The 26,140-nt window shown below is 71.2% G+C and carries 25 protein-coding genes; 15 read left to right on the top strand and 10 right to left on the bottom strand.

Annotated elements, in window-relative coordinates:
• Window positions 1-26: 26 nt before the first annotated feature.
• Window positions 27-872: a S1 family peptidase gene (locus tag HED23_RS04895; protein ID WP_203182192.1), complete on the bottom strand. Its 846-nt coding sequence runs from the start codon at window positions 870-872 to the stop codon at window positions 27-29.
• Between the two features lie 280 nt (window positions 873-1,152).
• Here HED23_RS04895 and HED23_RS04890 point away from each other — a divergent pair, with 280 nt between their 5' ends.
• The 4 genes from HED23_RS04890 (at window position 1,153) to HED23_RS04875 (ending at window position 4,228) form a co-directional block, all read left to right on the top strand.
• Window positions 1,153-1,290: a hypothetical protein gene (locus HED23_RS04890; RefSeq protein WP_203182191.1), complete on the top strand. Its 138-nt coding sequence runs from the start codon at window positions 1,153-1,155 to the stop codon at window positions 1,288-1,290.
• Between the two features lie 153 nt (window positions 1,291-1,443).
• Complete coding sequence (locus HED23_RS04885) at window positions 1,444-2,256, top strand: arylamine N-acetyltransferase family protein (protein ID WP_203182190.1); 813 nt, start codon at window positions 1,444-1,446, stop codon at window positions 2,254-2,256.
• Between the two features lie 287 nt (window positions 2,257-2,543).
• Window positions 2,544-3,755, top strand: a complete 1,212-nt coding sequence (locus tag HED23_RS04880; protein ID WP_203182189.1) for a pyridoxal phosphate-dependent aminotransferase — start codon at window positions 2,544-2,546, stop codon at window positions 3,753-3,755.
• Between the two features lie 83 nt (window positions 3,756-3,838).
• A complete protein-coding gene (locus tag HED23_RS04875) occupies window positions 3,839-4,228 on the top strand; it encodes a hypothetical protein (RefSeq protein WP_203182188.1) in 390 nt (129 codons plus the stop codon).
• Window positions 4,229-4,349: 121 nt separating this feature from the next.
• Here the strand turns inward: HED23_RS04875 and HED23_RS04870 are convergent, their stop codons facing one another.
• Window positions 4,350-6,086 (bottom strand): Ig-like domain-containing protein, encoded by a 1,737-nt coding sequence (locus tag HED23_RS04870; protein WP_203182187.1) that lies wholly within the window; start codon window positions 6,084-6,086, stop codon window positions 4,350-4,352.
• A 276-nt stretch (window positions 6,087-6,362) separates the two neighbouring features.
• Window positions 6,363-8,189, bottom strand: a complete 1,827-nt coding sequence (locus HED23_RS04865) for a phosphoenolpyruvate carboxykinase (GTP) (protein ID WP_203182186.1) — start codon at window positions 8,187-8,189, stop codon at window positions 6,363-6,365.
• A gap of 207 nt (window positions 8,190-8,396) precedes the next feature.
• On the opposite strand from HED23_RS04865, the gene trhA reads away from it, so the two are divergent.
• The gene (gene trhA, locus HED23_RS04860) at window positions 8,397-9,080 is read left to right on the top strand and encodes a PAQR family membrane homeostasis protein TrhA (RefSeq protein ID WP_203182185.1); all 684 of its coding nucleotides are present in this window, start codon (window positions 8,397-8,399) and stop codon (window positions 9,078-9,080) included.
• A gap of 68 nt (window positions 9,081-9,148) precedes the next feature.
• On the opposite strand, the gene HED23_RS04855 is transcribed toward trhA, so the two are convergent.
• The gene (locus HED23_RS04855; protein ID WP_203182184.1) at window positions 9,149-11,176 is read right to left on the bottom strand and encodes a thioredoxin domain-containing protein; all 2,028 of its coding nucleotides are present in this window, start codon (window positions 11,174-11,176) and stop codon (window positions 9,149-9,151) included.
• Between the two features lie 205 nt (window positions 11,177-11,381).
• Between HED23_RS04855 and HED23_RS35825 the strand changes: the two genes are divergently transcribed.
• Both HED23_RS35825 and HED23_RS04845 read left to right on the top strand, forming a co-directional pair.
• Window positions 11,382-11,615: a hypothetical protein gene (locus HED23_RS35825; RefSeq protein WP_203182183.1), complete on the top strand. Its 234-nt coding sequence runs from the start codon at window positions 11,382-11,384 to the stop codon at window positions 11,613-11,615.
• 72 nt (window positions 11,616-11,687) lie between these two features.
• Window positions 11,688-14,906, top strand: coding sequence for a tetratricopeptide repeat protein (locus HED23_RS04845; RefSeq protein WP_203182182.1), 3,219 nt, complete (start codon window positions 11,688-11,690; stop codon window positions 14,904-14,906).
• A 38-nt stretch (window positions 14,907-14,944) separates the two neighbouring features.
• Here the strand turns inward: HED23_RS04845 and HED23_RS04840 are convergent, their stop codons facing one another.
• Together HED23_RS04840 and mca are read right to left on the bottom strand one after the other, a co-directional pair.
• On the bottom strand, window positions 14,945-15,214 hold the full coding sequence (locus tag HED23_RS04840; RefSeq protein ID WP_238441844.1) for a hypothetical protein: 270 nt from the start codon (window positions 15,212-15,214) through the stop codon (window positions 14,945-14,947).
• 1 nt (window position 15,215) lies between these two features.
• Window positions 15,216-16,097 (bottom strand): mycothiol conjugate amidase Mca, encoded by an 882-nt coding sequence (gene mca, locus HED23_RS04835; RefSeq protein ID WP_203182181.1) that lies wholly within the window; start codon window positions 16,095-16,097, stop codon window positions 15,216-15,218.
• A gap of 97 nt (window positions 16,098-16,194) precedes the next feature.
• Here mca and HED23_RS04830 point away from each other — a divergent pair, with 97 nt between their 5' ends.
• Together HED23_RS04830 and greA are read left to right on the top strand one after the other, a co-directional pair.
• On the top strand, window positions 16,195-16,599 hold the full coding sequence (locus HED23_RS04830; protein ID WP_203182180.1) for a DUF4307 domain-containing protein: 405 nt from the start codon (window positions 16,195-16,197) through the stop codon (window positions 16,597-16,599).
• Window positions 16,600-16,787: 188 nt separating this feature from the next.
• On the top strand, window positions 16,788-17,285 hold the full coding sequence (gene greA / locus HED23_RS04825) for a transcription elongation factor GreA (RefSeq protein WP_033297886.1): 498 nt from the start codon (window positions 16,788-16,790) through the stop codon (window positions 17,283-17,285).
• Window positions 17,286-17,441: 156 nt separating this feature from the next.
• On the opposite strand, the gene HED23_RS04820 is transcribed toward greA, so the two are convergent.
• From HED23_RS04820 to ilvA, 3 genes are all read right to left on the bottom strand, one after another.
• Window positions 17,442-18,296, bottom strand: coding sequence for an ABC transporter permease (locus HED23_RS04820; RefSeq protein ID WP_203182179.1), 855 nt, complete (start codon window positions 18,294-18,296; stop codon window positions 17,442-17,444).
• Complete coding sequence (locus HED23_RS04815) at window positions 18,293-19,297, bottom strand: ATP-binding cassette domain-containing protein (protein ID WP_203182178.1); 1,005 nt, start codon at window positions 19,295-19,297, stop codon at window positions 18,293-18,295. Before HED23_RS04815 ends, HED23_RS04820 begins: the two co-directional genes overlap by 4 nt.
• Before the next feature lie 150 nt (window positions 19,298-19,447).
• Window positions 19,448-20,677, bottom strand: coding sequence for a threonine ammonia-lyase (gene ilvA, locus HED23_RS04810; protein WP_203182177.1), 1,230 nt, complete (start codon window positions 20,675-20,677; stop codon window positions 19,448-19,450).
• Window positions 20,678-20,834: 157 nt separating this feature from the next.
• Between ilvA and HED23_RS04805 the strand changes: the two genes are divergently transcribed.
• Together HED23_RS04805 and HED23_RS04800 are read left to right on the top strand one after the other, a co-directional pair.
• Window positions 20,835-21,365, top strand: coding sequence for a MarR family winged helix-turn-helix transcriptional regulator (locus HED23_RS04805; RefSeq protein WP_203182176.1), 531 nt, complete (start codon window positions 20,835-20,837; stop codon window positions 21,363-21,365).
• 79 nt (window positions 21,366-21,444) lie between these two features.
• Complete coding sequence (locus tag HED23_RS04800) at window positions 21,445-21,636, top strand: DUF1059 domain-containing protein (RefSeq protein ID WP_203182175.1); 192 nt, start codon at window positions 21,445-21,447, stop codon at window positions 21,634-21,636.
• 61 nt (window positions 21,637-21,697) lie between these two features.
• Here the strand turns inward: HED23_RS04800 and HED23_RS04795 are convergent, their stop codons facing one another.
• On the bottom strand, window positions 21,698-22,843 hold the full coding sequence (locus HED23_RS04795; RefSeq protein ID WP_103516319.1) for a cystathionine gamma-synthase: 1,146 nt from the start codon (window positions 22,841-22,843) through the stop codon (window positions 21,698-21,700).
• 79 nt (window positions 22,844-22,922) lie between these two features.
• Between HED23_RS04795 and HED23_RS04790 the strand changes: the two genes are divergently transcribed.
• The 4 genes from HED23_RS04790 to HED23_RS04775 all read left to right on the top strand — a co-directional run bounded on the left by HED23_RS04790 (window position 22,923) and on the right by HED23_RS04775 (window position 26,140).
• The gene (locus HED23_RS04790; protein WP_203182174.1) at window positions 22,923-24,026 is read left to right on the top strand and encodes a hypothetical protein; all 1,104 of its coding nucleotides are present in this window, start codon (window positions 22,923-22,925) and stop codon (window positions 24,024-24,026) included.
• 43 nt (window positions 24,027-24,069) lie between these two features.
• Complete coding sequence (locus HED23_RS04785; RefSeq protein WP_203182173.1) at window positions 24,070-24,228, top strand: hypothetical protein; 159 nt, start codon at window positions 24,070-24,072, stop codon at window positions 24,226-24,228.
• A gap of 67 nt (window positions 24,229-24,295) precedes the next feature.
• Entirely contained in the window at window positions 24,296-25,006 is a 711-nt protein-coding gene (gene msrA, locus HED23_RS04780) for a peptide-methionine (S)-S-oxide reductase MsrA (protein ID WP_203182172.1), read from the top strand.
• A 102-nt stretch (window positions 25,007-25,108) separates the two neighbouring features.
• Window positions 25,109-26,140, top strand: a complete 1,032-nt coding sequence (locus HED23_RS04775; protein ID WP_203182171.1) for a hypothetical protein — start codon at window positions 25,109-25,111, stop codon at window positions 26,138-26,140.

Here is a 26,140-nt window from a genome sequence, read left to right as displayed (position 1 = left end):
CCTGCGCGGCCGCCCCGGCCCGCTCCCTACGGTTTGGGCAGCGCGCAGCCGGACCGGTTCAGGTCGATCTGGTTACCGGTGCCGATGCACGGCACGATGCCGTACGTCTGCTGGGCGTAGTTGATGCCCTCGCGCACGGTCACCGTGCCGTTCACGTCGACCTCGCACGGGTTGTTGTCGGTGCAGCGCTGCCCGTCCTCGTTCCCGGTGTTGTTGACGGCGACCACCTTGCCGGTCGCGTCGTCGATCACCGGGGAACCGGACGTGCCTCCGATGGTCCGGCAGGCGGAGGTGTAGCGGACCGAGTCCTTCCAGGTCCAGGCACCCTCCTTCAGCCGGTACGCGAAGCCGTCGACGGCGCAGCTGTAGGTGCGCTTCCAGTAGCCGGACGCGACGGTGATCGCCTTGCCCTGGGCCGGGCGCGCGGCGTCGAGCTCAAGGGCCTTGATGCCGTAGGAGCTCTCGATCTGGGCGTAGGTCCTGGTCAGCTGGTAGAGCGAGACGTCCGTGTCCGTCATCGTCCCGTACGCGATCTTGGACGCCCGCAGGGTGCCGACCCCGCTGCCCGCCGCGTTCAGCAGGGTGAAGCTGCGGGTCGAGGCCCGGTTGAGCAGGACCTGACCCGGAGCCGGGAAACCGGTCTCCAGGCAGTGGCCGTTGGACAGCACGAGAGCCGGGTCGCCGGGCAGCGACGACGGCGCCCGGACGACGGAGCCGGAGCAGTTGCTGAGCGCGACGGTGCCGGCGAAGGTGACCGCCTTCGCGCGGACCTCGGCCTCGTCCGGACTCGTGGCCGTGGACGCTGCCGCGGGTGCGACGCCCGCCCCGAGGAGCAGGACGGAAAGAAGCGCGCCGACGAGAGGCTTGTTCATGTGGGGTCCCCTCCAGATGTGCCAGTGACCGGAGTTCTTCCGGTTTGACATGCGCATGCTTGCGCACGCCCGGGAGGGCCGACAAGGGGCGAATTCAAGCCGCCACCGGATCATCGGGCCGGCCCCGGCGCGCCGGTCCACCTCAGCCCGGCACCCCGGCCCCGGCGCGCCGCTCCACCTCACCCCGGTACCCCGGCCCCGGCGCGGGCCGCTGCTCGGCGGCCGACGGCCGGGGCCGGGTCGTGGCACTCACCCCGGCACCCCGGCGGGACGGGACCTGATGGACCAGGCGTTCGGCGCCCACATACACAACGAACGCCGACTGCTGGACACCCTCTCCCCCGAGGAGGCCGCACAGTCGGAGACCTTGCCGAGCGTCTGGCCGGCCCGGATCGAACCACCACGACCGGAGGCCTGACCTCCGGTCAGCGGGTCGCCCCGCCACCAGAACGAGGAGTTCCGCATCCGCGGGGCCCCCGCTCGCCGCAGGACGCAAGTGGGGCGTGTTCCCCCTTCTTCTGTGCGCTCAGGACACGTGAAAACCCCTGAGCCGTCTGCGTAGTGTCGGGGTATGACACTCGACCTCGACGCCTACTTCGCCCGCATCGGCTGGTCCGGGGAGCGCCGCCCCACCGTGGAGGTGCTGCGGTCCGTGCACCGCGCCCACATGCTGGGCATCCCGTTCGAGAATCTGGAACCCCTTCTCGGCAGCGCCCCCTCCCTCGCGCTCCCGGACCTGGAGAAGAAGCTCGTCCGCAGCGAGCGCGGCGGGTACTGCTACGAGCACAACACCCTCTTGGCCGCCGTCCTGACCCAGCTCGGATTCCGGGTGACGCTGCTGACCGCGCGGGTGGTGGTGGGCGCCGCGCCCGGTGACATCAGGCCCCGTACGCACATGCTGATGCGGGTGGACGTGGAGGGTGAGCCCGCCCCCTACCTGGCCGATGTCGGCTTCGGCTCGCACGGCGCGCTGCTGGAGCCGATCCCGCTGGTGGTGGACGCCGAGCTGCTCGACACCCCGCGCCGCCACCGGCTCGTGCACGCCCCGCACGACGGCCCGCTGGAGATGTGGGAGCTACAGGCGGACAAGGGCGGCTACTGGGAGCCGCAGTACGAGTTCACCCTGGAGCCGTTCGAGGCCCCGGACTACGAGGTCATCAACTGGCACATCGCGACGAACCCGCGCTCGCCGTTCCAGCAGGCGGTCTACGCCCAGCGCACCCTGCCTGGCCTGCACAGGGCCCTGTCCGGCCGGACACTGGTGGAGACCGCCGACGACGGCACGGTCGAGGAGAGGGAGCTGGGCGACTCGGCGGAGGTACTGCGGGTGCTGGCCGAGGACTTCGGCGTACGTCTCCCCCCGGGGACAGTCCTGCCCGACTGACGCAGCCGCACTCCCGCCGACGCGACCGGCGGGGACGGGGCGTGACCGGGGGTCCGGCCGGGGGCGCACCCGGCCGGATACGCGCCCCCGCGTGGCGCATCTCACCCGGCCCGGCGCCGCACGCCCGCATTCCAAGCCGCGACGCCGCCCCGACCGGCCGTTCCCACGGTTCGCGGGCGGGGCGGCATGCCGATGGAAGACCCGGCGCTCCGTCGCACGCCCCCGGAGGGAGCAACCGGTGCGCGAACTGGGCGCACCGCGCGAAACACGGTCGTAAGCTCGCTGACATGCAGGTCATCCAGTCCACGAAGCTCTCCGGCGTCTGTTACGAAATCCGCGGCCCCGTGCTCGAGGAAGCGATGCGGCTCGAAGCCGCAGGTCATCGCATCCTCAAGCTCAACACGGGCAACCCTGCGGCGTTCGGTTTCGAGTGCCCGCCGGAGATTCTCGAGGACATCCTGCGCAACCTCTCGGGCGCGCACGGCTACGGCGACGCGAAGGGCCTGCTGTCCGCGCGCCGTGCGGTGATGCAGCACTACCAGACCAAGGGCATCGACCTCGACGTCGAGGACGTGTACCTGGGCAACGGTGTCTCCGAGCTGATCCAGATGTCGATGCAGGCGCTGCTCGACGACGGCGACGAGGTGCTCGTCCCCGCTCCGGACTACCCGCTGTGGACGGCTTCGGTGTCGCTGGCCGGCGGCACCGCCGTGCACTACCGGTGCGACGAGCAGGCCGACTGGATGCCCGACCTCGCCGACATCGAGCGGAAGATCACCGACCGCACCAAGGCGCTCGTGATCATCAATCCGAACAATCCGACCGGCGCGGTCTACGACGACGAGATGCTGCGCGGGCTGACGGAGATCGCGCGGCGCCACAACTTGGTCGTCTGCTCCGACGAGATCTACGACCGGATCCTCTACGACGGCGCGACGCACACCCCGACCGCCGCCATCGCCCCGGATCTGATGGTGCTCACCTTCAACGGGCTCTCGAAGAACTACCGGATCGCGGGGTACCGCTCCGGCTGGATGGCGGTCTGCGGCCCGAAGGCACACGCTTCCTCGTACATCGAGGGCCTGACGATCCTGGCCAACATGCGCCTGTGCGCCAACATGCCGGCGCAGCACGCGGTGGCCACCGCTCTCGGCGGCCGGCAGTCGATCAACGAGCTCGTGCTGCCGGGCGGGCGGATCCTGGAGCAGCGGGACGTGGCGTACGACCTGCTGACGCAGATCCCCGGGGTGACCTGCGTGAAGCCGAAGGGGGCCCTGTACCTCTTCCCGAGGCTCGACCCCAAGGTCTTCAAGATCAAGGACGACCGGCAGATGGTCCTCGACCTGTTGCGGGCCGAGAAGATCATGGTGGTGCAGGGCACGGGCTTCAACTGGCCGGAACCCGATCACTTCCGGGTGGTCACGCTGCCGCCCGCCAAGGATCTCGTCGACGCGGTGACGCGCATCGGGAACTTCCTGGACGGTTACAGCCAGCCCTGAGGGACGTAAACCTTCCGGACCCGGCACAACTTTAGACTGAATCCAAGGTAGGATGGCCTTACTGCGATACCAGGAGGCCATCCATGTACGAGCCGATCCGCACGAAATCGGTCCACACATCGGCCGACGACGCCGATTTCCCGCACCGGAGCCGCGAGGACGAGCTGGACATCCAGCTCGCCGGCCATCTCGCGGCCCTGCTCGCCGTCACCGACGAGCTGGGGCTCACCGCCGAAGGCGACCGCGTCGCCGCCCAGGTGGCCAGGCTGCGCGGTGCTCCCCCCGCCCGGCACGCCGGGCGGAGCGATGCCTCACCGGCCGCTCTGCACCGCCGCGCCCACGCCCTCGCCGGCCGGGCGCTCGTGGTGGCCGCGTCCCGCGCCGACACGGCCGTGGCGATTCTGGCGGCCGAGTCCATGGACGTGCACGCCGCGGCGCTGTCCGCACCGACCGCCCTGGTCGGCGCCCCTTGACGGCCCCGGTCCACGGGTCGCGAAGACGCGTGGACCGGGTGCCACACACCCGCACCGCAGGACCCCGAAGGGCGTCGCGGGCCTCTCTGCCGTCCGGCGGCAGCGACCGCCGGCGGACGGCCTACGCGGCGGCCCGGACCCGCACGGTGGCCGACGCGGTCGACGCGGTGTGCAGATCGTCCCCGGCGTAGGAGACCGTGTAGACGACCTCGCCCCTGACGGACGCCAGGTCCCTGATCGTGAAGGTGCCGTCGGCCGCGACCGCCGCCGACGTGAGGGCGCCGGTGCCCTTCTTGTCGGCCCGCTCCACGGACAGGGTGATGCCCGAGGGCAGCGCCCGGCCCTGGCCGGTCAGGGTGCCGGTGATCTCCACGCTCTGGTTCTTCGTCGTCTCCGCCGGAGCCGTGAGCGTGATGGCCGTCGGCGCCTTGGCCACGGTCACCGAAAGGGTGACGTCCTCGGCCGGGCGATGGGTCACGTCCCCGAGGAAGGACAGGGTGTACGTGGCGTCGCCGACCCGCGAGGGGACGTCGAGGACGGTGAACGTGCCGTCGGTGTCGACCTCCACGGCCGCCAGCTTGCGGTCCCCGTCGGCGTCCCGGCGTACCGCCGAGACCTTGACCGGCTCCACGGGCGCCGGGCCGTCCAGTTCGAGCCGGCCACGGATGCCGAGCGGTTCACCGACGACCGGCGTGCCCGGGGTGGTTGACAGCGCTCCCGTGAAGCGGGAGTCGTACTGGGCGGCGGGCGGCTGGATCACGTGCAGCCAATAGGCGGAACCCGAGGCGTTGGTGGTCACCGCGAAGAGCCGGGAGCCGTCCTGGGACCACCCGAGGCCGCGCGGGGCGACCCGGGCGCCGTCGAGTTCGCCCTCGAAGGCGAACTCCAGCGCGGTGGTGCCCTCCGCCGGATCCGCCTTCTGGATCAGCAGGTCCGCCGTGGATCCGGTGGCGGTGGCGCCTCGGGCGACGTACCCGCCTTCGGCGCTGAACGCGACGGCCGAGGCCTTCGCCCCCTCCGGCAGCGGCTGGTACTGCACCGGGGCATCGGACAGATCGGCGGTGCGGAGCAGGCGGGTGCCGTGTGCGGCGTCGGCGACGGCGAGCCTGCCGCCGTCACCCGAAAGGGCCAGGTCCTTGAGGTCGAGCGCGCCCGCGCCCGCGCTGTCGGCGAAGCGGCGCTGCGGTCCTCGCACGAGCGTGTCGCCGCTGCTGTCGAAGACGGTCAGGTAGGGGTCGGTCCCGCCCGGGCTCAGCGTCTGCCCCAGGGCGAGCACGTCCGGGGCCTGGGGCGTGGTCGCGAACTGGAGCCTGCCCGCGCCCTCCCAGCCGGTGTAGGAGAGGAGGCCGTTCGCGCTCCCGTACAGATAGCTCTGCCGTTCGTCGCACAGGGTGGTGTAGCCGATGTCGGTGTGCCACACCTTGCCACCCGAGTAGGCGACCTGACGCCCGCACTGACCCGACCAGTTGGTCCCGGTGTGGGTGGTCTTCGCGAACGTCTCGGTGTCGTACGCGGAGATCCGGTTCATCTCGGAGACGTACAGCTTCGAACTGTCGTGTGCGAGAGCCATGCCGCCGACGGAGCCGTAGGTGCTGGGCAGCTCGTCGACCTTCTGGCCCTGGAAGTTGTAGACGTTCACCGACGTCTTCACCGTCGTGGACCGTGCGTCGTCACTGACGTAGACGCGTTCGTGCGCGGAGTCCACGACCATGGACGAGAACGACGAGATGGGCAGCTTCGCCACGTCGTCGTCCGCCGCGTGGGCCGCAGGCGCCGCGAGCACGGTGAGACCCGCGCCCCCGAGCGTGAGCGCGAGGAGTGTCGCGAGACCGCGATTCCTCTGCCGTGACCGGTTCAACTGTTTCCCCCCACAGAAGAGTTGACGGCGTCCGACGGCTTCCCCGGACGCCCTGTGGGAATCATGCAACAGATGTGAAGGTTATGTGCGCAAGTTGTTGGCGATGCATGGACGTTCCCGCCGAATTGGGGCGGTGTTCCGCCCGAGGCGGTCTCCTGGAAAGGATCGGCACCCGGAACCATGAGGGGGCTCCGGGTGCCGTGCCGCGGCGGGCCTTCGACCCCCACAGGTCAGGGCGGATGCCGTCGGGACCCGGCCGCGGGGACCGGAAGGGGATCAGCCCAGGCGCTGGACCAGCGCGCGGTACTCGTCCCACAGCTCCTTCGGCGTGTGTTCGCCGAAGGTGTTGAGGTGCTCGGGGATCAGGGCCGCCTCCTCGCGCCAGACCTCCTTGTCCACGGTGAGCAGGAAGTCGAGGTCGGGCTCGGAGAGAGCCAGCCCCTCGGTGTCCAGGGACCCCTTTGCCGGCAGGACGCCGATCGGGGTCTCGACACCCTCGGCCCTGCCCTCCAGCCGCTCGACGATCCACTTCAGGACGCGGCTGTTCTCACCGAAACCGGGCCAGACGAACTTGCCGGCGTCGTTCTTGCGGAACCAGTTCACGTAGTAGATCTTCGGGAGCTTCGACTGGTCCGCCTTGTCGGCGCCGACCTTGACCCAGTGCTTCATGTAGTCGCCCATGTTGTAGCCGCAGAACGGCAGCATGGCGAACGGGTCGCGGCGCAGCTCGCCGACCTTGCCCTCGGCGGCGGCGGTCTTCTCGGAGGCGACGTTGGCCCCCAGGAAGACACCGTGCTGCCAGGTGAAGGACTCGGTGACCAGCGGGACCGCGGAGGCGCGGCGGCCACCGAAGAGGATCGCCGAGATCGGCACACCCTTCGGGTCCTCCCACTCCGGCGCGATGATCGGGCACTGGCCGGCCGGGACGGTGAAGCGTGCGTTGGGGTGCGCGGCGGGCGTGCCGGACTCGGGGGTCCAGTCGTTGCCCTTCCAGTCCGTGAGGTGCGCCGGGAGCTCCTCGGTCATGCCCTCCCACCACACGTCGCCGTCGTCGGTGAGTGCGACGTTGGTGAAGACGGAGTTGCCCCACATGGTCTTCATGGCGTTGGCGTTGGTGTGCTCGCCGGTGCCGGGCGCGACGCCGAAGAAGCCCGCCTCGGGGTTGATCGCGTACAGCTGACCGTCCTCGCCGAACCGCATCCAGGCGATGTCGTCGCCGATGGTCTCGACGGTCCAGCCGGGGATCGTGGGCTCCAGCATGGCGAGGTTGGTCTTGCCGCACGCGCTCGGGAACGCGGCCGCGACGTACTTGCTCCCGCCGCTCGGCGGAGTGAGCTTGAGGATCAGCATGTGCTCGGCGAGCCAGCCCTCGTCACGCGCCATGACCGAGGCGATGCGCAGCGCGTAGCACTTCTTGCCGAGCAGGGCGTTGCCGCCGTAGCCGGATCCGTAGGACCAGATCTCACGGTCCTCGGGGAAGTGCGAGATGTACTTGGTGGAGTTGCAGGGCCACGGCACGTCGGCCTCGCCCTCGGCCAGGGGTGCGCCGAGGGTGTGGACGGCCTTGACGAAGAAGCCGTCCGTGCCCAGCTCGTCCAGGACCGCCTGGCCCATGCGCGTCATCGTCCGCATGGAGACGGCGACGTACGCGGAGTCGGTGATCTCGACGCCGATGGCGGAGAGCGGCGAACCGACGGGACCCATGCAGAACGGGACGACGTACATCGTGCGACCGCGCATGGAGCCGCGGAAGACGCCCTTCTCCCCCGTGAAGATCTCCCGCATCTCGGCGGGCGCCTTCCAGTGGTTGGTGGGGCCCGCGTCCTCCTCCTTCTCGGAGCAGATGAAGGTGCGGTCCTCGACGCGGGCGACGTCGCTCGGGTCGGACGCGGCGTAGTACGAGTTCGGGCGCTTGACCGGGTCGAGCTCGGTGAAGGTGCCCTTGGCGACGAGCTCCCCGCACAGGCGCTCGTACTCGGCCTCGGAACCGTCGCACCAGACCACGCGGTCCGGCTGGGTGAGGGCGGCGATCTCGTCCACCCAGGAGACGAGCTCCTGGTGCCGAGTGGGGACAGTGAGGGGAGCCGCGATGTCTCGCGCCACGATCGCTCCTAGTCGAGAGGGTGTGTTGTCAGGCCCCGTGGGGGCTGCGACCCGGATGCTGACCCCTTCGAATTCCCCTGGCGCTCATCCGGTGCCGACCGCACTCATTTGATCATCCGACCGAACCGCCCATATGTCCAGGGGGCCGCACATGTGAGCATCACCACTCGTACCAGTTACCTACGGAGGCGTAGGTAACATGCCGATATGACTTCTGCCGCCTCCGGGTCCGGACCCGTCGAGCTCACCGATCCGGTCCCGGTCAAGCCACGGATGCGCGGCTGGCTGCACGCCGGAATGTTCCCCGCGGTGGTCATCGCCGGAATCGTCCTGATCGCGCTGGCCGACAGCTCACGCGCGCGGATCGCCTGCGCCGTCTACGTGCTCAGCGCCTGCCTGCTGTTCGGGGTGAGCGGGGTCTACCACCGGGGCACGTGGGGGCCGCGTGGCGAAGCGGTGCTGCGCCGGCTCGACCACGCGAACATCTTCCTGATCATCGCGGGCACCTACACGCCGCTGGCCCTCCTGCTGCTGCCGGAGTCCACGAGCCGCCCCCTCCTGTGGGCGATCTGGGGCGCCGCGACGGCCGGCATCGCCTTCCGCGTGTTCTGGGTCGGCGCCCCGCGCTGGCTCTACACCCCGTGCTACATCGCCATGGGATGGGCCGCGGTGTTCTTCCTGCCGGACTTCATGCGCACCGGCGGCATCACGGTACTGGTCCTCGTCGTCGTCGGCGGGCTGCTCTACAGCGCCGGAGGCGTCATCTACGGCCTCAAGCGTCCGAACCCCTCACCGCGCTACTTCGGCTTCCACGAGGTCTTCCACTCGCTGACTCTGGCGGCGTTCGTCGCGCACTACGTCGGGATCTCCCTGGTCGCCTACCAGCAGTGACCCGCCCGTACGGCGAAGGGCCCGGCCACGACGGCCGGGCCCTTCGCCGTACCCGTGGGAGAACTCCGTCAGCCGCCCAGCTTGGCGGCCAGCTCCCCCGTGTCCGTGGTCGGCACGTCGCACACGAAGTGCCGGCAGACGTACGCGGTCGGCTCGCCGCCCACCAGCGGCCGGTCTACCAGCAGCGGGAACTCGGTGCCGGCGTCCGGCCCCTCGCCCGCCGCGACGACGGCGCCCGGCGCGAGCCCCAGCAGGGCCGTCCGGTGCAGCTCCCCGGCTACCGGACCGGCCACCGCGACCTCGCGCGGACCGTCGAGCAGCGCTTCGGCGACCGCCAGCCCCCAGCCGATGAACCGGGGCGCCTTCGGCCCGAGCGCCCCGACGATCCCGAGGGCGCCCTCGGCCGCCGTGCGGTGCGCCTCGGAGCCGGTGTGCGCGGCGTAGGAGAGCAGCGCGCCCGCGGCGGCGGTCCAGCCGGCCGGGGTGGCGCTGTCGGTGGGGTCCTGGGGACGACGGATCAGCCGCTCCGCGTCGTCGGCGGTGTCGAACAGCTGTCCGCCCTCGCCGGTGAAGCGCTCCAGCACGATGTCCAGCAGGAAGCCCGCGAACTCCAGCCAGGCGCCCTCGCCGGTGACGGAGGCCAGCGCGAGGAACCCCTCGGCGACATCACCGTAGTCCTCCAGGACGCCGGAGTTGTCCCCGGCACGGCCGTCCTTCGAGGTGCGGCAGAGCCGGGCGACGTCACCCATGTGCACCCGTACCAGCAGGTCGGCGGCCTCGGTGGCCCGCTCGACCAGATCCGGGCGGCCGAAGTACGCCCCGGTCTCGGCGAGCGCGGCGATCGCCAGTCCGTTCCACGCGGCGACGATCTTGTCGTCGCGCTCGGGACGCACCCGCAGCTCACGGGCCGCGAGCAGCCGGGCCCGCACATCGGTGACCCTCCCCGCGTCGGCGTTCTCCGTCTCCCCGGCCCGAACGAGCCGCAGGACGGAGGATCCCTCCTCGAAGGTCCCCTCCTCGGTCACCCCGAAGTACTCGGCGGCGAAGGCGGCGTCCTCGTCGCCCAGCACCTCGCGCAGCTGCGCGGGCGTCCACACGTAGAACGCGCCCTCGACGTGGCGCCCCTGCGCGTCCTCGCTGTCGGCGTCCAGCGCCGAGGCGAAGCCGCCCTCCGCCGTCCGCAGCTCGCGCACCATGAAGTCGGCCGTCTCCAGGGCCACCCGGCGGGCCAGGTCCGACCCCGTGGCCCGCCACAGATGGGCGTACACACGGCACAGCAGGGCGTTGTCGTAGAGCATCTTCTCGAAGTGCGGGACCACCCACTCCCGGTCCACCGAATAGCGCGCGAAGCCGCCGCCGAGCTGGTCGTAGATCCCGCCGTGCGCCATGGCCGCACAGCTGTCGGCGGCCATCTGCAGGGCGCCCTCGGCGCCCGTGCGGGCGTGGTGGCGCAGCAGGAACTCGATGACCATGGACGGCGGGAACTTGGGCGCGCCGCCGAAGCCGCCGTGCTTCTCGTCGTAGTCCCGGGTCAGCCGCAGCAGCGCCTGCGCCAGCTCGGGTTCGCCCGGCAGGCTCCCCTCCCCGGCGGTCAGGGAGCGGCCCGCCAGGTCGCGGACGATGCGGCCGGCCACCTCCGCGACCTCATCGCGCCGGTCGGACCAGGCGGCCACGACCCCTTCGAGTACCTGCTGGAAGGAGGGCATGCCATGGCGGGGCTCGGGCGGGAAGTACGTGCCGAAGTAGAAGGGTTCGGCGTCGGCGGTGAGGAAGACGGTCATCGGCCAGCCGCCCTGACCGGTCGCGGCCTGCACGGCCTCCATGTAGACCGCGTCGACGTCGGGCCGCTCCTCGCGGTCGACCTTCACCGGCACGAAGTGCGCGTTGAGGTAGTCCGCGGTGGCCGCGTCCTCGAACGACTCGTGGGCCATCACATGGCACCAGTGGCAGCTGGCGTAGCCGACGCTGAGCAGCACCGGGACACCGCGCCGCCGGGCCTCCTCGAAGGCCTCGGGCGACCAGGGCCACCAGTCGACGGGATTGTCGGCGTGCTGGAGGAGGTACGGGGAGGTGGTCTGCGCAAGTCGGTTGGCCATACGCCCCATCCTCGCGCACCCTCCCCCACGACACCCGTGCGCCACGGGGCGGGGTGCGAAGGGGCAGGCGGGGCGGTGAACGCTTCAGGAGGCCGGGCGGTCCGGCGCGGGCGGACAGCAGGTTCACCTCAGCAGCAGTGCGACTGCCGAGGCTCCTCGAATCTCGAAGGAGGTCCGCCGTGACCGCCGAGATGGTGGCGCCCGCGTGAGCGCATACGCGGATCAGCGCGGAACGGTACGGCTCCTGGTCCGTGGCGCGGTGTTCCGGGATCGCATCACCCACGCCTACGTGCTCGGTCAGGCCGCCAAGTCCTACAGGGACGGCGAGATGTTCACCGGTGTGATCAAGGCTGCCGCGTCCGCTCCCCTTCCCCGTCGCTGTCGGCCTGGGAGCCATCCGACAGCGCTGGAAGACCGTTTCCTCCCTCTCTCGCGCTGACGGGCCGTACGCAGGACACTGGATGCCCGTGACAGCCGGACGGGTCGGAGCAGCCGGAACCTAGGGGGACGCATGCGGGACAGCCATCGGGCGGAAGCCGAAAGGCTGTTGGTACGTGCCGTGGAGGAAGAGGCACGGCGGACAGGAGGCCGGACGGACTCCGGCGCACTGCTGGCGCGTGCGCGGGGCGCGCTCGACAGCATGGCGGCGGGCGCGGCCGACGAGTACGCCGCCTACACCGGGGCGCTGGACGCCGCGGGGGCCGGCCAGCAGCCGTTGTCGGCGCGGTTCAGCAGGGCGACGCTGGGAACACCGATGCTGGTGACGGGCGTTGCCGCCGCGGCTGCGATCGGCGCGGACCTCGCCCTCGGCACCGCGACCGGTCTCGCCCTGGGCGCGGGCGCGGCGGTCGCCCTCGCGGGGACGACCGCGACGATGGCACGGGTGACCGCCTCGCACTGGCCCGCCGCCCATCGCAGGGCGGGCGAGCGGAACCAGCCCGGCGGGCCCGAACAGCTGCGGCTGGAATGGCTGACGGCCCTGGAGGTACGGGGCATCCGCCCGTACCTCGACCAGCAGCGCATGCTGACCGCCTCCGCCCGCCCGCCGAAGAAGGCAGGCGCCTCCGTGGTGGCGCAGTTGCGCGGCGGTGACCGCAGTGCCGCCGCCCGCACCCGCTCACTCCTCGAACAGTCCTTCGGTCATCTTCCGTCTTCGGAAGGCCCGTTCGCGGGACGCCGCAGCGAACTGGCACAGATCACACAGTGGGTGCACGCGGCCCGCGCCGCGACCGAGACCAGGCCGACCGTCGTCGTCCTGCACGGCGCTCCGGGGTCCGGCCGCACCACACTCGCCGTACGGGCGGCGCACGCGCTCAAGGACCAGTTCCGAGGGGCGTGCGTGGTCGACCTGCGGGGCGATGTCGCCGACGAGACGCCGCTGCCGACCCGGGACGCGCTCCTGCACCTGCTCAACCGGCTGGGGGCGCCGCGCGAACAGCTCCTCTTCCGTGAGACGTCCTCCGCCGAACAGCACGTACGGCGCCTGGGCGATCTCTACCATCAGCATCTGACGGGCACACCCGTCACGATCGTCCTGGACGACGCCACCGACGCCGCCCAGGTGCGCACGCTCGTTCCCGAGCGCTCCGACAGCCTCGTTCTCGTCACCGCCCGCGCCCCCCTCGAACTGCCCGACGACATCCCGGCCCGGGTGTACCACCTGCCCGTCGGCGCTCTGGACGCGGCGGGCGCCGAGGAACTGCTGCGCGAGTCGGCCCACGACGAGGAGAGCGGCCCGTACGACTACCCGTCGACCGACACCGTCGTCGAGCTGTGCGGCGGGCTGCCGCTCGCCCTGCGCGTCGCGGGGTCGGCACTCGGTGCGCGCACCCGGGCCGAGCTCGCGGCGGCGCTCGGGGCGTACGGTCCGGTCGCGCCCGTCGAGCGGGCCCTGTGGCTGCGCTACACCGACCAGTCCGAGTCCGCCCGCCGGCTGCTGCGGCGGCTCGCCCTGGCCGGACGCGCCAGCCTCGGGGCCGCCGCGGCGGCGTCGCTGCTGTCCTCCGACGAACAGGAGGCCGGCCGCCTGCTGGAGTCCCTGGCCGGGGCCGGGCTCCTCGTGCATGTCCGGGGGGCGCGTTACCGGCTGCACGACCTCGTACGGGACTTCGCCCTGGCGAGACTGCTCGACGAGGAACCGGCTGCCGACCGTACGGCCGCCCAGGAGCGCCTGATCCAGAACTACGCCGAGCTGGCCGACGCGGTGATCCGCATGGTGGACGGCAAGATGTCCACCCGCGCCGGGCAGTTCGGTTCGCACGGCTTCAGCTCTCTGGACGCCGCCCTGCGCTGGCTGGACGACGAGTCGAGCTTCATCACCTCGGCGCTGCGGCACGCGGAGGGAGTCGACCAGCGGGCGGTGCTCCATCTGTTGGGCGCCCTTTGCGACTACTGCCTGCTGCGCGGCGACCTCTACCGGCTCGGCGAGATCAGCGAGCTGACGCAGGCCGTGGACCAGGGACTCCTGGAGCGGTCGGTCCAGTGGCGCACGGGTATCGCGGCCAGGCAGCTCGGGGAGCTCGACAAGGCCCGTACCACGCTGTCCTCCGTCGTCGGCCTCTACCGCGAGGCGCACAACGACGCGGGGGCCGCCCTCGCGCTCTGTTCGCTGGGCATCACGCTGCACCACCAGGGCAATCTGACCGAGGCCTCGGCGCGGCTGCGTGAGGCACTGGCACTGCAGGCCTCGCCGGAACAGGCCGAGGACCGCGCCTGGTCCCTGCACGCCCTGGCCGCAGTCGAGCGCGACCGGGCCGGTCTGGCCGAGGCCCTGACCCTGCTGGACACCGCGCTGGCCCTGCACCGCGAGGGCGAGTCGCTGCACGGCGAGGCCTGGACCCACTTCCAGCTCGGCCAGGTCTGCCTGCGGATGGGCGAGGTCGCGAGGGCCGAGGAGGAGCTCTCCACCGCGCTGGACCTGTACGGGCGCACCAGGGACGAGCGCGGGGAGGCCTGGGCCCTGACCCAGCTGGCCCGCGCCCGGCTGCTGGACGGCGATCCCGCTCCGGCGGTGGAGGAGCTGCGCGGGGCCCTCGCCCGGCACCGGGCCAACGAGGACGCGCGGGGCGAGGCGTGGACGCGGTACTACCTGGGGCAGGCGCTGGAGGAGGACGGCGACACCGACCAGGCGGTACGGGAGCTGGAGCGGGCCCGCACGATGTTCTCCCGGATGCGGGACGTGTACGGGCTGGCGTGCGCCCGCCACCACTCGGGGCGCGTCACCCGCGACCAGCGGGCCGCGCAGACGGGCAACCTGCGGAACTCCGGTTTCGCCCGGCAGCTCCTGGTGGACGCCCGGGCGGACTTCCGGCGGATCGGGGTCGCCCACGGCGAGGCCTGGACCTGTCTGGAGCTGGCCCTGATCGACGGAGGGAACAACCGCGCGGCGCAGGCGCTGGGGCTGTGCGACGAGGCCGTCGCCCTGTTCGCCTCGTACGGCGACGTCCGGGGCGGCGACTGGGCGGCGTTCCTGCGGTGCACCTTGCTGCCGTACGCCTCACCGGGAGGCAGCGAGGTGGGCACGGCGGTGGCCCAGCAGGAACTCGCGGACCTGCTGGAGGCCACCCACCCGCTGCGGGACGCGAAGCTGGAGGACTGCGGTGAGGCCTTCCGGGTCGCCCTCAACCGCGGGGTGGACCTGGACGAGGGCTGGCAGGCCTGGCGCCTCGGGCTGACACCGTCCCGGCATGCCCGCGAGGTGATGGGGGTGCCGGTCGGCGTGCGGCCCTGACGGGTCCGTGACGGGGCCGGTCGCCCGGCCCCGCCGCGTCAGCCCTTGCCCGAGGAGTTCGCCTTCGCCGGGCCCGAGGCGGCGGCCTTCTTCTCCCCCTCGGTGCCGGCGGGCTCCGCGGCGGGGTCGGGGGCCTCCTCGAAGTTCACCCGGCCCATGTGGCGGTTCATCGACTTCATCAGGAACCACACCCCGACGGCGAGCGCCGCGAAGACGAGGAAGCCGAGAACGCCGGGGGTCACCTTGTTCTTGTCGAGCTCGTCGGCGGCGAGCGGAACGAGCTGCGTCAGTGCCTGGGTCGCGTACATATCAGGCATTGTCGCGGATGCCCGCGAAGAGGTCGCTCTCGGGGAGGGAGGTAGCGACCAGAGACTTGGCGAGCTCGTACTCCTCGGTCGGCCAGACCTCCCGCTGGACGTCCATCGGCACCCGGAACCAGCCGCCGTCCGGATCGATCTGCGTCGCGTGCGCGATCAGCGCCTTGTCGCGGATCTCGAAGAAGTCGTCGCACGGGATGTGTGTGGTCAGCGTGCGTTCGGCGCGCTCGAACTCCTTCCAGCGCTCCAGCCACTCGCCGTACGGGGACTCCAGCCCGCGGGCGAGGAGAGCCTCGTGCAGGGCGACCGTGCGCGGCTTGTTGAAGCCCTGGTTGTAGTAGAGCTTCTGCGGCTGGAAGGCCGGGCCGAACTCCGCCTCGGGGAACCTCTCGGTGTCCGCGGCACCCTCGAACGCGATCATGGAGATCGTGTGGGTCTTGATGTGGTCGGGGTGCGGGTACCCGCCGTTCTCGTCGTAGGTGGTGATCACCTGCGGCCTGAACGCACGGATCTTCGCGACGAGGCGCCCCGCCGCCGTCTCGTCGTCCTCCAGGGCGAAGCAGCCCTCGGGCAGCGGAGGCAGCGGGTCGCCCTCGGGCAGACCCGAGTCGACGAAGCCGAGCCACTCCTGCTCGACGCCCAGGATCTCCCTGGCCTCGTCCATCTCCTTCTTGCGCACCTCGTGGATGTTCGCCTCGATGTACGCGTCCCCCTGGAGCTTCGGGTTCAGGATGGAACCCCGCTCGCCCCCTGTGCAGGTGACGACCAGGACGTCCACCCCCTCGGACACGTACTTGGCCATGGTGGCCGCGCCCTTGCTCGACTCGTCGTCGGGGTGGGCGTGAACGGCCATCAGTCGCAGCTGCTCGGTCAAGACTCGGTCCTCAGTGATTGGTCGCAGTGGTCGGCTTCTATAGTGACTGAACCGGGGGGTGGAAAATTCCTCGATCTCCGTCACGGGAGGAACGATCATGGCAGCGGTTCGCGAGGCCTTGCCCGAGGGGCGTTACGGCCGGTCGCAGGATCAACGCGCGGACCGCAGGCTGAAGATCATCGGTTCGGTGCTGGGCGCCGCCTTCCTCGCCATGATCGGCTGGTTCGGTTACGACTACGTGGCCGGCCAGGACATCAGCGCCGAGGTCATCAAGTCGCGGATCGTCTCGGACGGCCGCGCGGAGGCCCACCTCGAGGTGCGCAAGGAACTGGACGCCGACGGGCACTGCACCCTCCGCGCCCTGAGCGAGGACGGCGGCGAGGTCGGCCGGGCCGACTTCCGCTTCGACGAGCGCTCCGAGCGGATCGACGAGATCGTCTCCCTGCGCACCACCGCCAGGGCGACGGCGGTGGAGCTGAAGGGGTGCGCCGCGGGCGGCTGACCGTGCGGGGCGCGCGCCGCCCCTGATGCCCGCGCTCCCGCGCCGACCTGCGCGGATGTACGTGTGACGATTTACCTTCTCCCCCTTTTCGCGCGGAATTGTTAGGCTCGTTGTTTCGCCCACCCGTGGCAGCGCATGCTTGGGGTAGGGCGTTGCTTTGTATTCCCAGCACCGACGAGGAGCACCCTGTGACCCAGACCAGCGATAACGTCACCTGGCTCACGCCGGAGGCGTACAACCAGCTGAAGGCAGAGCTGGAGTACCTGTCTGGTCCCGCGCGCACGGAGATCTCCGTCAAGATCGCGGCGGCCCGCGAGGAGGGTGACCTCCGCGAGAACGGCGGGTACCACGCCGCCAAGGAGGAGCAGGGCAAGATGGAGCTCCGGGTCCGTCAGCTGACCCAGCTCCTGGAGCACGCGAAGGTCGGCGAGGCCCCCGCCGACGACGGCGTGGTCGAGCCCGGCATGGTCGTGACCATCGCATTCGACGGCGACCCGGACGACACGGTCACCTTCCTGCTCGCCTCCCGCGAGTACGCGAGCACCGACATCGAGACGTACTCCCCCCAGTCGCCGCTCGGCACGGGCGTGAACGGCAAGCGCGTGGGGGACGACGCGGAGTACGAGCTGCCGAACGGCAAGAAGGCCACGGTGAAGATCGTCTCGGCGAAGCCGTACCAGGGCTGATCCCCTCAGCACCAGGGAGCCCCGGCCGCGTGTGCGGCCGGGGCTCCCTCGTCGTGCGGGGCCGGGGTTCGGCCGGACCGGTACCCGCGGACGGACCGCCCGGGCCGACGGGTGCCGGCTGCGACGTCCCCACCCGGCACGAGCGGCGAGGCGCGGCTATCCGGTGGCCGCCTGGCGGTACTTCCGGACGGCGAGTGTCCGGAACACCGCGATGATCACTACGGACCAGAGGATCGAGGCCCAGACCGGATGCTGCATGGGCCAGGCGTCGGACGGCGAGACACCGGGGTTCCCGAACAGCTCGCGGCAGGCCTGGACGGTCGCGCTGAACGGGTTCCACTCGGCGATCGGCTGGAGCCAGCCCGCCATGTTCTCGGTGGGCACGAAGGCGTTCGAGATGAACGTGACCGGGAACAGCCAGATGAGACCGCCCGAGGTGGCCGCTTCCGGGGTGCGTACGGACAGGCCGATCAGTGCGCCGATCCAGGAGAAGGCATAGCCGAGCAGGAGCAGCAGGATGAAGGCCGCCAGGGCCTTCGGGATGCCCTCGTGGATGCGCCAGCCGACGAGCAGGGCCACGATCGTGAGCACGATGACGGTCAGGGTGGTCTGGACGAGGTCGGCCAGCGTCCGGCCGGTGAGTACGGCGCCGCGCGCCATGGGCAGCGACCGGAAACGGTCGATCAGCCCCTTGTGCATGTCGTCGGCGATGCCCGCACCCGCGCCGGCGGTGGCGAAGGTGACGGTCTGGGCGAAGATCCCGGCCATCAGGAACTCCCGGTACCCGGCGGCGCTCGTCGAGCCGCCGACCACGAGTGACCCGCCGAAGACGTAGCTGAAGAGCACGACGAACATGACCGGCTGGATGAGCCCGAACAGGACCATCTCAGGAATCCGGCTCATACGGATGAGATTTCTCCGGGCGACGACCAGGGAGTCGGCCACCGACCGGCTGATCGCCCCGCGCGATTTGAGCGGGGCGAGGTCCCGCGCGTCCGTGACGGCGCTCACCGCACGCCCTCCTTCCGGCCCTGTGCGGCCTCTGTCGATGCGTTCCCGCCGTTCTTCTCCAGCTCGGCGGCGTGGCCCGTGAGCGAGATGAAGACGTCGTCGAGGGTGGGGCGGCGCAGACCGATGTCGTCGATCTCCACGCCCCGGGTGTCGAGATCGCGGATCACCTCGGCCAGCAGCTTCGCCCCGCCGGTGACCGGGACGGTCAGCTTGCGGGTGTGTTCGGCGACGGAGATCTCCCCCTTGCCGTACGTGGCGAGCACCGAGCGGGCGGGATCGATCTGGTCGGGCTGGTGGACGACGACCTCGACGCGCTCCCCGCCCGTCCGGGCCTTGAGCTGGTCGGAGGTGCCGCGGGCGATGACCTTGCCGTGGTCGATGACGCAGATGTCGTGGGCGAGGTGGTCGGCCTCCTCCAGGTACTGCGTGGTCAGCAGCAGTGTCGTACCGCCCGCGACGAGCTCCTCGATGACCTCCCACAGCTGCTGCCGGTTGCGCGGGTCGAGCCCCGTGGTGGGCTCGTCCATGAACATCACCGGCGGGGAGACGACGAGCGCCGCCGCCAGGTCGAGGCGGCGGCGCATGCCCCCGGAGTACGTCTTCGCGGTGCGGTCGGCCGCGTCCGCGAGGTTGAACTTCTCCAGGAGCTCCCCCGCCCGCTTCTTCGCGTCACGCGAGCTCATCTGGTAGAGCTGCCCGACCATCTGGAGGTTCTCGCGGCCCGTGAGGTATTCGTCGACGGCCGCGAACTGGCCGGAGAGGCCGATCGAGCGGCGCACCTCGTCGGGATTCTTCAGGACGTCGACGCCCGCCACGACGGCGCGCCCGCTGTCCGGTCGCAGCAGGGTGGTCAGGACACGTACCGCTGTCGTCTTGCCGGCGCCGTTGGGCCCCAGCAGGCCGAGGACGGTGCCTTCGGGTACGTCGAGATCGACGCCGCCCAGTGCTCGTACATCGCCGAAGGTCTTCACCAGGCCTTCGGCGTAGATGGCGCCTGGCATACGGGATTCCCCCAGTTGCTCTCGCGTGCGTTCCTCAGCGGATCGTAGAGTTCCCGGCCCCCCGGAGCGGGGAACACCGGAGTGTTCGGCGATGCACGGTAACGCGATACATCGCGACTCACAACAGGTTTCGCGGGGGATCCCGGTCGTTCAGGACCGCACCAGGTAGCCCGCCGCCCGCAGGGCGGAGGCGACCTCCTCGCAGTGTTCCGGCCCCTTGGTCTCCAGATGGAGCTCCACCTCCGCCTCGGTGAGCCCGAGCCGGGGGTCGGTCCGTACGTGGCTGATGTCGAGCACGTTGGCGTCGGCGACGGAGAGCGTGGCGAGCATCGCGGCCAGTGCTCCGGGCCGGTCGGTGAGCCGCAGCCGCAGGCCCAGGTAGCGGCCCGCCGCGACCATGCCGTGCGTCAGGACGCGCTGCATCAGCAGGGGGTCCACGTTGCCGCCCGACAGCACGGCGACGACAGGCCCCCGGAACGCCTTCGGGTCGCTGAGCAGCGCCGCGACCGGGCTCGCCCCGGCCGGCTCCACGACCATCTTCGCCCGCTCCAGACACAGCAGCAGCGCGCTGGAGAGCTCGTCCTCGGAGACCGTGCGGACCTCGTCCACCAGCTCCTGGACCAGCGGGAACGTGAGGTCGCCGGGGCGTCCCACCTTGATCCCGTCGGCCATGGTCCCCACCGAGTCGAGCGCCACGGGATGCCCGGCGGACAGCGAGGGCGGGAAGGCGGCCGCGCCCGCCGCCTGGACGCCGACGATCCTGACGTCGGGACGCAGCGCCTTCACCGCGACCGCGATCCCGGCGGCGAGACCGCCGCCGCCGATGCCGACGACGATCGTGCGGACCTCCGGGCACTGCTCGAGGATCTCCAGGCCGACGGTGCCCTGGCCCGCCATGATGTCGGGGTGGTCGAAGGGGTGGATGAAGACGGCACCGGTCTCCTCGGCGTACTCCTGGGCGGCGGCGAGCGTCTCGTCGACGACGTGCCCCTGCAGCCGGACCTCCGCCCCGTAGTCCCGGGTCGCCGCCACCTTCGGCAGGGGGGCGCCGACCGGCATGAAGACCGTGGAGCGTACGCCGAGCAACGAAGACGCGAGTGCTACACCCTGCGCATGGTTTCCGGCACTCGCGGCCACCACTCCGGCCGCCCGTTCGACGGGGCTGAGTCCGGCGATCCGCACGTACGCCCCGCGCAGTTTGAACGAGCCGGTGCGCTGGAGGTTCTCGCACTTGAGGTGGACCGGCGCACCGACGAGGGAGCTGAGATGGCGGCTGCCCTCCATCCCGGTCGTTCTGGCCACCCCGGACAGCATCTTCTGCGCTCCTCGGACGTCGTCGAGGATCAGCGGAGGAAAGGGGCCTGACGTACGGAAGGTCATGACAGCAAGTCTTGCAGCTCGGAGCGGTCGCGGCCGTCGCATCTCATGGCGGCCTGAGGTGGTGTCCACAGGTTTGTGCAGCGCTGGTACACGTTGCCCCGTGGCCGCGTACTCTGTCCCCCACCCATCCGACACCGCACGAAGAGAGCCTCCGGCCATGCTCCCTCAGGACATGACGACTGCTGCGTCTCCTTCCGGGGGCGCGACCCCCGGACACCCGGGAAGCGACCACCTGCTCGACGCTCTCCAGCACCAGGTGGCCGTCTTCGCCCGCCGTGCCGAGCAGACCCGCCTCGGCGGCGTCGGCCAGGTCCGCAACTCGATGGACCGGGCGGCCTATCTGCTGCTCAACCGGCTCGACGTGGAAGGGCCCATGGGCGTCAAGGCGCTGGCCGCGGGCATGGGGATCGACTCCTCGACCGTGACCCGGCAGGTCGCGCCGCTCGTCGACACCGGTCTGGTCAAGCGCACCTCGCACCCGGAGGACGGACGCGCGGTCGTGCTGCAGCTGTCGCCGCGCGGCCAGGCACGCCTGGAGGAGGTCCGCGCCTCGCGGCGTGAGCTGATGTCCCAGGTGACCGACGGCTGGAGCCAGGAGGAGCGCGACACGTTCTGCGCCCTGCTGACCCGGTTCAACGGTTCGCTGGCGGCCCGGCAGGCGGCGCACCAGCCGGTGACGGAGAACTGACGGGCCTTCCCGGGCTGTCCGTCCGGCCGTCCGGATCTACGCTGGAAGGGCCTGCACTCGCGAGTCGAGGAGGCCCGTCATGACACGGAAGATCGCAGACTGCCGTAGGTACCCGAGCGTCTCGAACTGCACGCTCACCATTTCCGGTGAAGAGGACGAAGTCGTCCGGGCCGCAGCCGAACACGCGGTCTCGGTCCACGAGCACACGGACAGCCCGGAACTGCGCGAGCAGATCCGGGCCTCGCTCGAGGACGAGAAGGTCGCAGTCTGACGCGTTACGCGCCCTCCGGCGGCCGGCCGGGATCCCGCCCGGCCGCCGGAGGGCGCGGCTGTCAGCCGAGGGCCTGCGTCAGGTCGGCCAGCAGGTCGTCGGCGTTCTCGATGCCGACGGACAGCCGGACGAGGTCGGCCGGCACCTCCAGCGGGGAGCCGGCGGCGGAGGCGTGGGTCATGCGGCCGGGGTGCTCCAGGAGCGACTCCACACCGCCGAGCGACTCCCCGAGCGTGAAGAGCTTCGCCCGGTTGCAGACCTCGACCGCGGCCTCCTCACCGCCCGTGACTCGGAAGGACACCATCCCGCCGAACGCCTTCATCTGCTTGGCGGCGATCTCGTGCCCCGGGTGCTCGGGCAGACCCGGGTACAGGACCTGGGTGACCTTGGGGTGCCGGGTCAGCAGGTCGGCGACCTTCGTGGCGTTCTCGTCGTGCCGGTCCATCCGGACCGCGAGGGTCTTGATGCCGCGCAGCACCAGCCACGCGTCGAACGGCCCGGCGACCGCGCCCATCGCGTTCTGGTGGTACGCCAGTTCCTCGGCCAGCTCCGGGTCGCTGACGACGAGCGCGCCGCCGACGACGTCCGAGTGGCCGCCCATGTACTTCGTGGTGGAGTGCACCACGACGTCGGCGCCGAGCGAGAGCGGCTGCTGCAGGTAGGGACTGGCGAAGGTGTTGTCGACGACCAGTCGCGCGCCCGCCTGCCGGGCCACCCCGGCGACGGCGGCGATGTCGGTGATGCCGAGCAGCGGGTTCGACGGCGTCTCCACCCAGATCGCCTTGGTGCGCGGGGTGAGTGCCGCGCGCACCGCGCTCACGTCGGAGGTGTCGGCGACCGAGAACTCCACGCCCCAGCGCGACGCGACCTTCGCGAACAGCCGGAAGGTGCCGCCGTAGGCGTCGTTCGGGATGACCACGTGGTCGCCGGGTGTCAGCAGCGTACGCAGGAGGCAGTCCTCGGCGGCGAGGCCCGAGGCGAAGGCGAGCCCTCGGCGGCCGCCTTCCAGCGCCGCCAGGTTCTCCTCCAGCGCGGTGCGGGTGGGGTTGGCGCTGCGGCTGTACTCGTAGCCGCCGCGCAGCCCGCCGACGCCGTCCTGCTTGTACGTGGACACCTGGTAGATCGGCGGGACCACGGCGCCGGTGAGGGGATCCGCCGTGTTGCCGGCGTGGATCGCAAGGGTCTCGAAGCTGTGCTGGTCGCTCATGGGGCCCGAGCGTAGTTCGTCGGGAGGGGAGTTACAGGCCACTCGCCGCCCGGATACCCGTCCGGGGACAATGGACCGCATGGAGATTCTGTGGTTCCTGCTCGCCCTGTGCATGCTGGCCGCCGTCGTCGGCCCGATCATGCTGCGGCGCCGTGGCGGTATCCGCCAGGTGGCGCCCGGTTCGCCCGACGCCGCCGATCCGGACACCTACGGCTTCGCGCGTCAGGAGGAGCTGGACGTCCGGATGCCGGGCCCCGACCAGGATCTGCTCGACGTCCTCGATGTCGTCCAGAACACCCGGAGCTGGAAGGCCGCCTCCCAGCTGCTCGCGGGCACGCCCAAGGACGGCGAGGTCCGCTGGCAGCGGGTGCAGGCGTTCGCCGGTGCCGCCTCCCTGGAGCTGGCGCAGCGGCCCGGTGCCGGCGGCGCGTGGCTGAGGGCGTGGCGGGCCGAGGCCCCGAAGGACGCGGGCGCCGCGGCGGTGCACGCTGAGTTCCTGGTGCAGCAGGCGTGGCGCACCGGCACGGTGGGCACCGACGACTTCCGGATCATCCTGGAGGAGGCCCGCACGGTCTGCGGCGAGGCCGCGCTGCTGGCCCCGGGCGATCCGATTCCCTACATCGTGGAGCTGGCAGTCGCCCGCGGGCTGGGTTACTCCCACGAGGAGTTCGACCAGCTGTGGGTGAAGATCATCGACCGTGCCCCGGCGCACATGGGCGCGCACATCGCTGCCCTGCACTTCTGGTGCGAGAAGTGGCACGGCTCCCGCGAGGAGGCCGACCGCTTCGCGACGACAGCCGCCGCCCGTGCCCCGCAGGGGTCGCTCCTCGCCGCTCTGCCGCTGTTCGCGGTGTACGAGCACCTGCCCGAGGTCAATCTGGTGCAGGGCTTCTACCGGGGTGTCGTGGTGACGAAGGCGGTCGGGGGCGCGATGTTCGCGGTGCACGCGGCCCGCGCGGACGACCCGATGCTCGCCCATGTCCGGCACCTGCTGGTCCTCTTCCTGGTCCGCATGGAGCGCTGGTCGGAGGCCATGCAGCAGCTCGTCCACATCGACGGTCACGTGGGCGCGCTGCCCTGGACCCAGAATCCGGATCCGGCCGCCGAGTACACGGTGTACCGGGCGCTGGCCGTCGCCGGCTACGAGGCGAACGGCGGCAGCCCCGCGACCCTGCTCCACTGACCCGGCACGACACCCGCCCCCTCCGGATTGGACCGGCACACCCGTGGAACGACTGATCCCGATCGTCCTGATAGCCCTCGCCGTCTGGTTCTGGGTGCGGGCGAGGCGGAAGACCGCCGCGTACATGGCCTCCTACGAGCACCCGGCCGGCGTGCGCCGTGAAAGTGACGAACGTCGCGAGCCCCCGGCCCCGACGGCCTGAGACAAAGGAATCCCCGGCGCCTCCGCGGCGTTGCAAGGACCGAACCCCGACCCCGGAGGAGCCCCGCATGTTCCTGACCCACCGCACCCCGCAGCTCCCCACCCCGGAGGAGGCCCTGCGCGGCCGCCCCACCCCCGAATTCACGGTTCCGTCCCGCCACACGGTCCTCGGCAACCCGCTGACCGGCCCGTATCCGCAGGGGCTGGAGGTCGCCGACTTCGCGCTGGGCTGTTTCTGGGGCGCCGAGCGCAAGTTCTGGCAGACGGAGGGCGTCTGGACGACGCTCGTCGGCTACCAGGGCGGTTACACCGAGAACCCGACGTACGACGAGGCCTGCTCGGGCCTCACCGGCCACACGGAGGCGGTCCGCGTGGTCTTCGACCCGAAGGTCGTCGGCTACGCGGAGCTCCTGAAGCTGTTCTGGGAGTCCCACAATCCGACCCAGGGCTTCCGCCAGGGCAACGACGTGGGGACGCAGTACCGCTCGGCGATCTACACGCACTCCCCCGAGCAGGCGGAGGCCGCGGAGGCCTCCCGCGAGGCGTACCAGCAGGTGCTGACGGGCGCGGGCTTCAAGCAGATCACCACGGAGATCCTCCCGGCGGAGGGCCGCACCTTCTGGCCGGCCGAGGGATATCACCAGCAGTACCTCGACAAGAACCCGGACGGCTACTGCGGCATCGGCGGTACGGGCGCCACCCTGGAGTCCCCCTCCGAGACCAACTGGGGCCGGGCCTGCCCGACGGGGATCGCCCCGGCCCCCACCGCCGCGGAGTAGCCGTCCCACGAGCTCACGCCCGCCACGGGGCGTGGGCTCGTCCGACATCGCTCAGGGCCGCAGCGCCACCGGTTGTCGGTGCCCCCTCATATATTGCCGCACATGGAAATCACCGAGCGGACGCTCACAGAGGCCTGGCAGCGGACGGCCGCACGACACGCCCTGCTCGACGACGTCGGGCTGCCGCCCGTGACGAGCTCGGAGGACGAGCTGGAGGAGTGGGCCGAGCGCGCCGAGGAGGCGGAGGACGGCGGCCTGTTCCTGCTACTGAAAGCCGACGGCACGGTGCACGGCCGTCACGGTCCCTACCGGGAATCCTTCGACACCCGCCATCTCGAACAGGTGCTCTATCTGATCGCCGAGGCTGCGATGCGGCAGCGCGGCGACGGCCTGGAGGAGGTGGCCGACCTGCTGGACCGGATCGATCCGGCATGGGGCAGGCGGTTCCGCGGTGGCGGCCTGGACGACACGGGGACGGTCGAGGCGTGCGGCCGCGACCCGCTGGAGGGGTTCGCCTGGATAGCCGGGTCCTGGCTTGAGCAGGCGCCGTACACGACGCTCGCCTTCTACCGCGCGGCGCCCGGACGAACCGTCGACGCCGAGCGCCTCGCCCTGCTGTACGGGGCCGATCCCGCGCAGGTCGCAGCCGGCACGCGCCTGAAGGACCTACAGGCCGTGGACAGCGGCCGGGCCCACTGGGACCGGCAGTGGAAGAGCTGCTGTTACGGGCAGGCAGGGGGGTGGACGTACCTGTTGCACCACGAGACGCCTCCGGGGGCCTTCGCCGACAAGGAGGCGTACGCGGCACTCGGGATCGAGGAGAGCGTGTGGCTGACCGCCACCTCCGCGAAGGCCATCTACAACTTCGACTACGTGCGGGACGGCCGCCGCGTCGCCGACGACTCGGACGCGGTGGAGCTGCTGTGGTACGAGCACGGCCGCGCCCCCTTTCTCCGGGGCGGCGAACTGGACTTCCTCAACAGGGCCCTGCGCCGTGCCGAGCTGGACCATCCCGAACTGACCAGCACGTACGAGCTGTACTTCCACGCCCTGGAGGAATCCCTCGGCCTGCGTCTCCCTCGCAACGACTTCGCGGAGGGAACGGTGCGGGCAGCCTACTGGGCCGGGGTCTGA

The sequence above is a fragment of the Streptomyces pratensis genome, from assembly GCF_016804005.1.
Classification (GTDB): Bacteria; Actinomycetota; Actinomycetes; order Streptomycetales; family Streptomycetaceae; genus Streptomyces; species Streptomyces pratensis_A.
Note: the sequence above shows the minus strand (reverse complement) of the source record. Positions and strands in the feature narration are given on the sequence as shown.

Excerpts from the sequence above, each read along its gene's own strand:
- HED23_RS04840 (WP_238441844.1), bottom strand. The coding sequence starts at position 15,214 with ATGTACGCGACCCAGGCACTGACGCAGCTCGTTCCGCTCGCCGCCGAC.
- ilvA (WP_203182177.1), bottom strand. The coding sequence starts at position 20,677 with ATGACCTTCCGTACGTCAGGCCCCTTTCCTCCGCTGATCCTCGACGAC.
- HED23_RS04815 (WP_203182178.1), bottom strand. The coding sequence starts at position 19,297 with ATGCCAGGCGCCATCTACGCCGAAGGCCTGGTGAAGACCTTCGGCGAT.
- HED23_RS04805 (WP_203182176.1), top strand. The coding sequence starts at position 20,835 with ATGCTCCCTCAGGACATGACGACTGCTGCGTCTCCTTCCGGGGGCGCG.
- HED23_RS04855 (WP_203182184.1), bottom strand. The coding sequence starts at position 11,176 with ATGGCCAACCGACTTGCGCAGACCACCTCCCCGTACCTCCTCCAGCAC.
- msrA (WP_203182172.1), top strand. The coding sequence starts at position 24,296 with ATGTTCCTGACCCACCGCACCCCGCAGCTCCCCACCCCGGAGGAGGCC.
- HED23_RS04885 (WP_203182190.1), top strand. The coding sequence starts at position 1,444 with ATGACACTCGACCTCGACGCCTACTTCGCCCGCATCGGCTGGTCCGGG.
- HED23_RS04875 (WP_203182188.1), top strand. The coding sequence starts at position 3,839 with ATGTACGAGCCGATCCGCACGAAATCGGTCCACACATCGGCCGACGAC.
- HED23_RS04775 (WP_203182171.1), top strand. The coding sequence starts at position 25,109 with ATGGAAATCACCGAGCGGACGCTCACAGAGGCCTGGCAGCGGACGGCC.
- HED23_RS04895 (WP_203182192.1), bottom strand. The coding sequence starts at position 872 with ATGAACAAGCCTCTCGTCGGCGCGCTTCTTTCCGTCCTGCTCCTCGGG.
- HED23_RS04845 (WP_203182182.1), top strand. The coding sequence starts at position 11,688 with ATGCGGGACAGCCATCGGGCGGAAGCCGAAAGGCTGTTGGTACGTGCC.
- trhA (WP_203182185.1), top strand. The coding sequence starts at position 8,397 with ATGACTTCTGCCGCCTCCGGGTCCGGACCCGTCGAGCTCACCGATCCG.
- HED23_RS04890 (WP_203182191.1), top strand. The coding sequence starts at position 1,153 with ATGGACCAGGCGTTCGGCGCCCACATACACAACGAACGCCGACTGCTG.
- HED23_RS04790 (WP_203182174.1), top strand. The coding sequence starts at position 22,923 with ATGGAGATTCTGTGGTTCCTGCTCGCCCTGTGCATGCTGGCCGCCGTC.
- HED23_RS04880 (WP_203182189.1), top strand. The coding sequence starts at position 2,544 with ATGCAGGTCATCCAGTCCACGAAGCTCTCCGGCGTCTGTTACGAAATC.
- HED23_RS04795 (WP_103516319.1), bottom strand. The coding sequence starts at position 22,843 with ATGAGCGACCAGCACAGCTTCGAGACCCTTGCGATCCACGCCGGCAAC.
- HED23_RS04800 (WP_203182175.1), top strand. The coding sequence starts at position 21,445 with ATGACACGGAAGATCGCAGACTGCCGTAGGTACCCGAGCGTCTCGAAC.
- HED23_RS04830 (WP_203182180.1), top strand. The coding sequence starts at position 16,195 with ATGGCAGCGGTTCGCGAGGCCTTGCCCGAGGGGCGTTACGGCCGGTCG.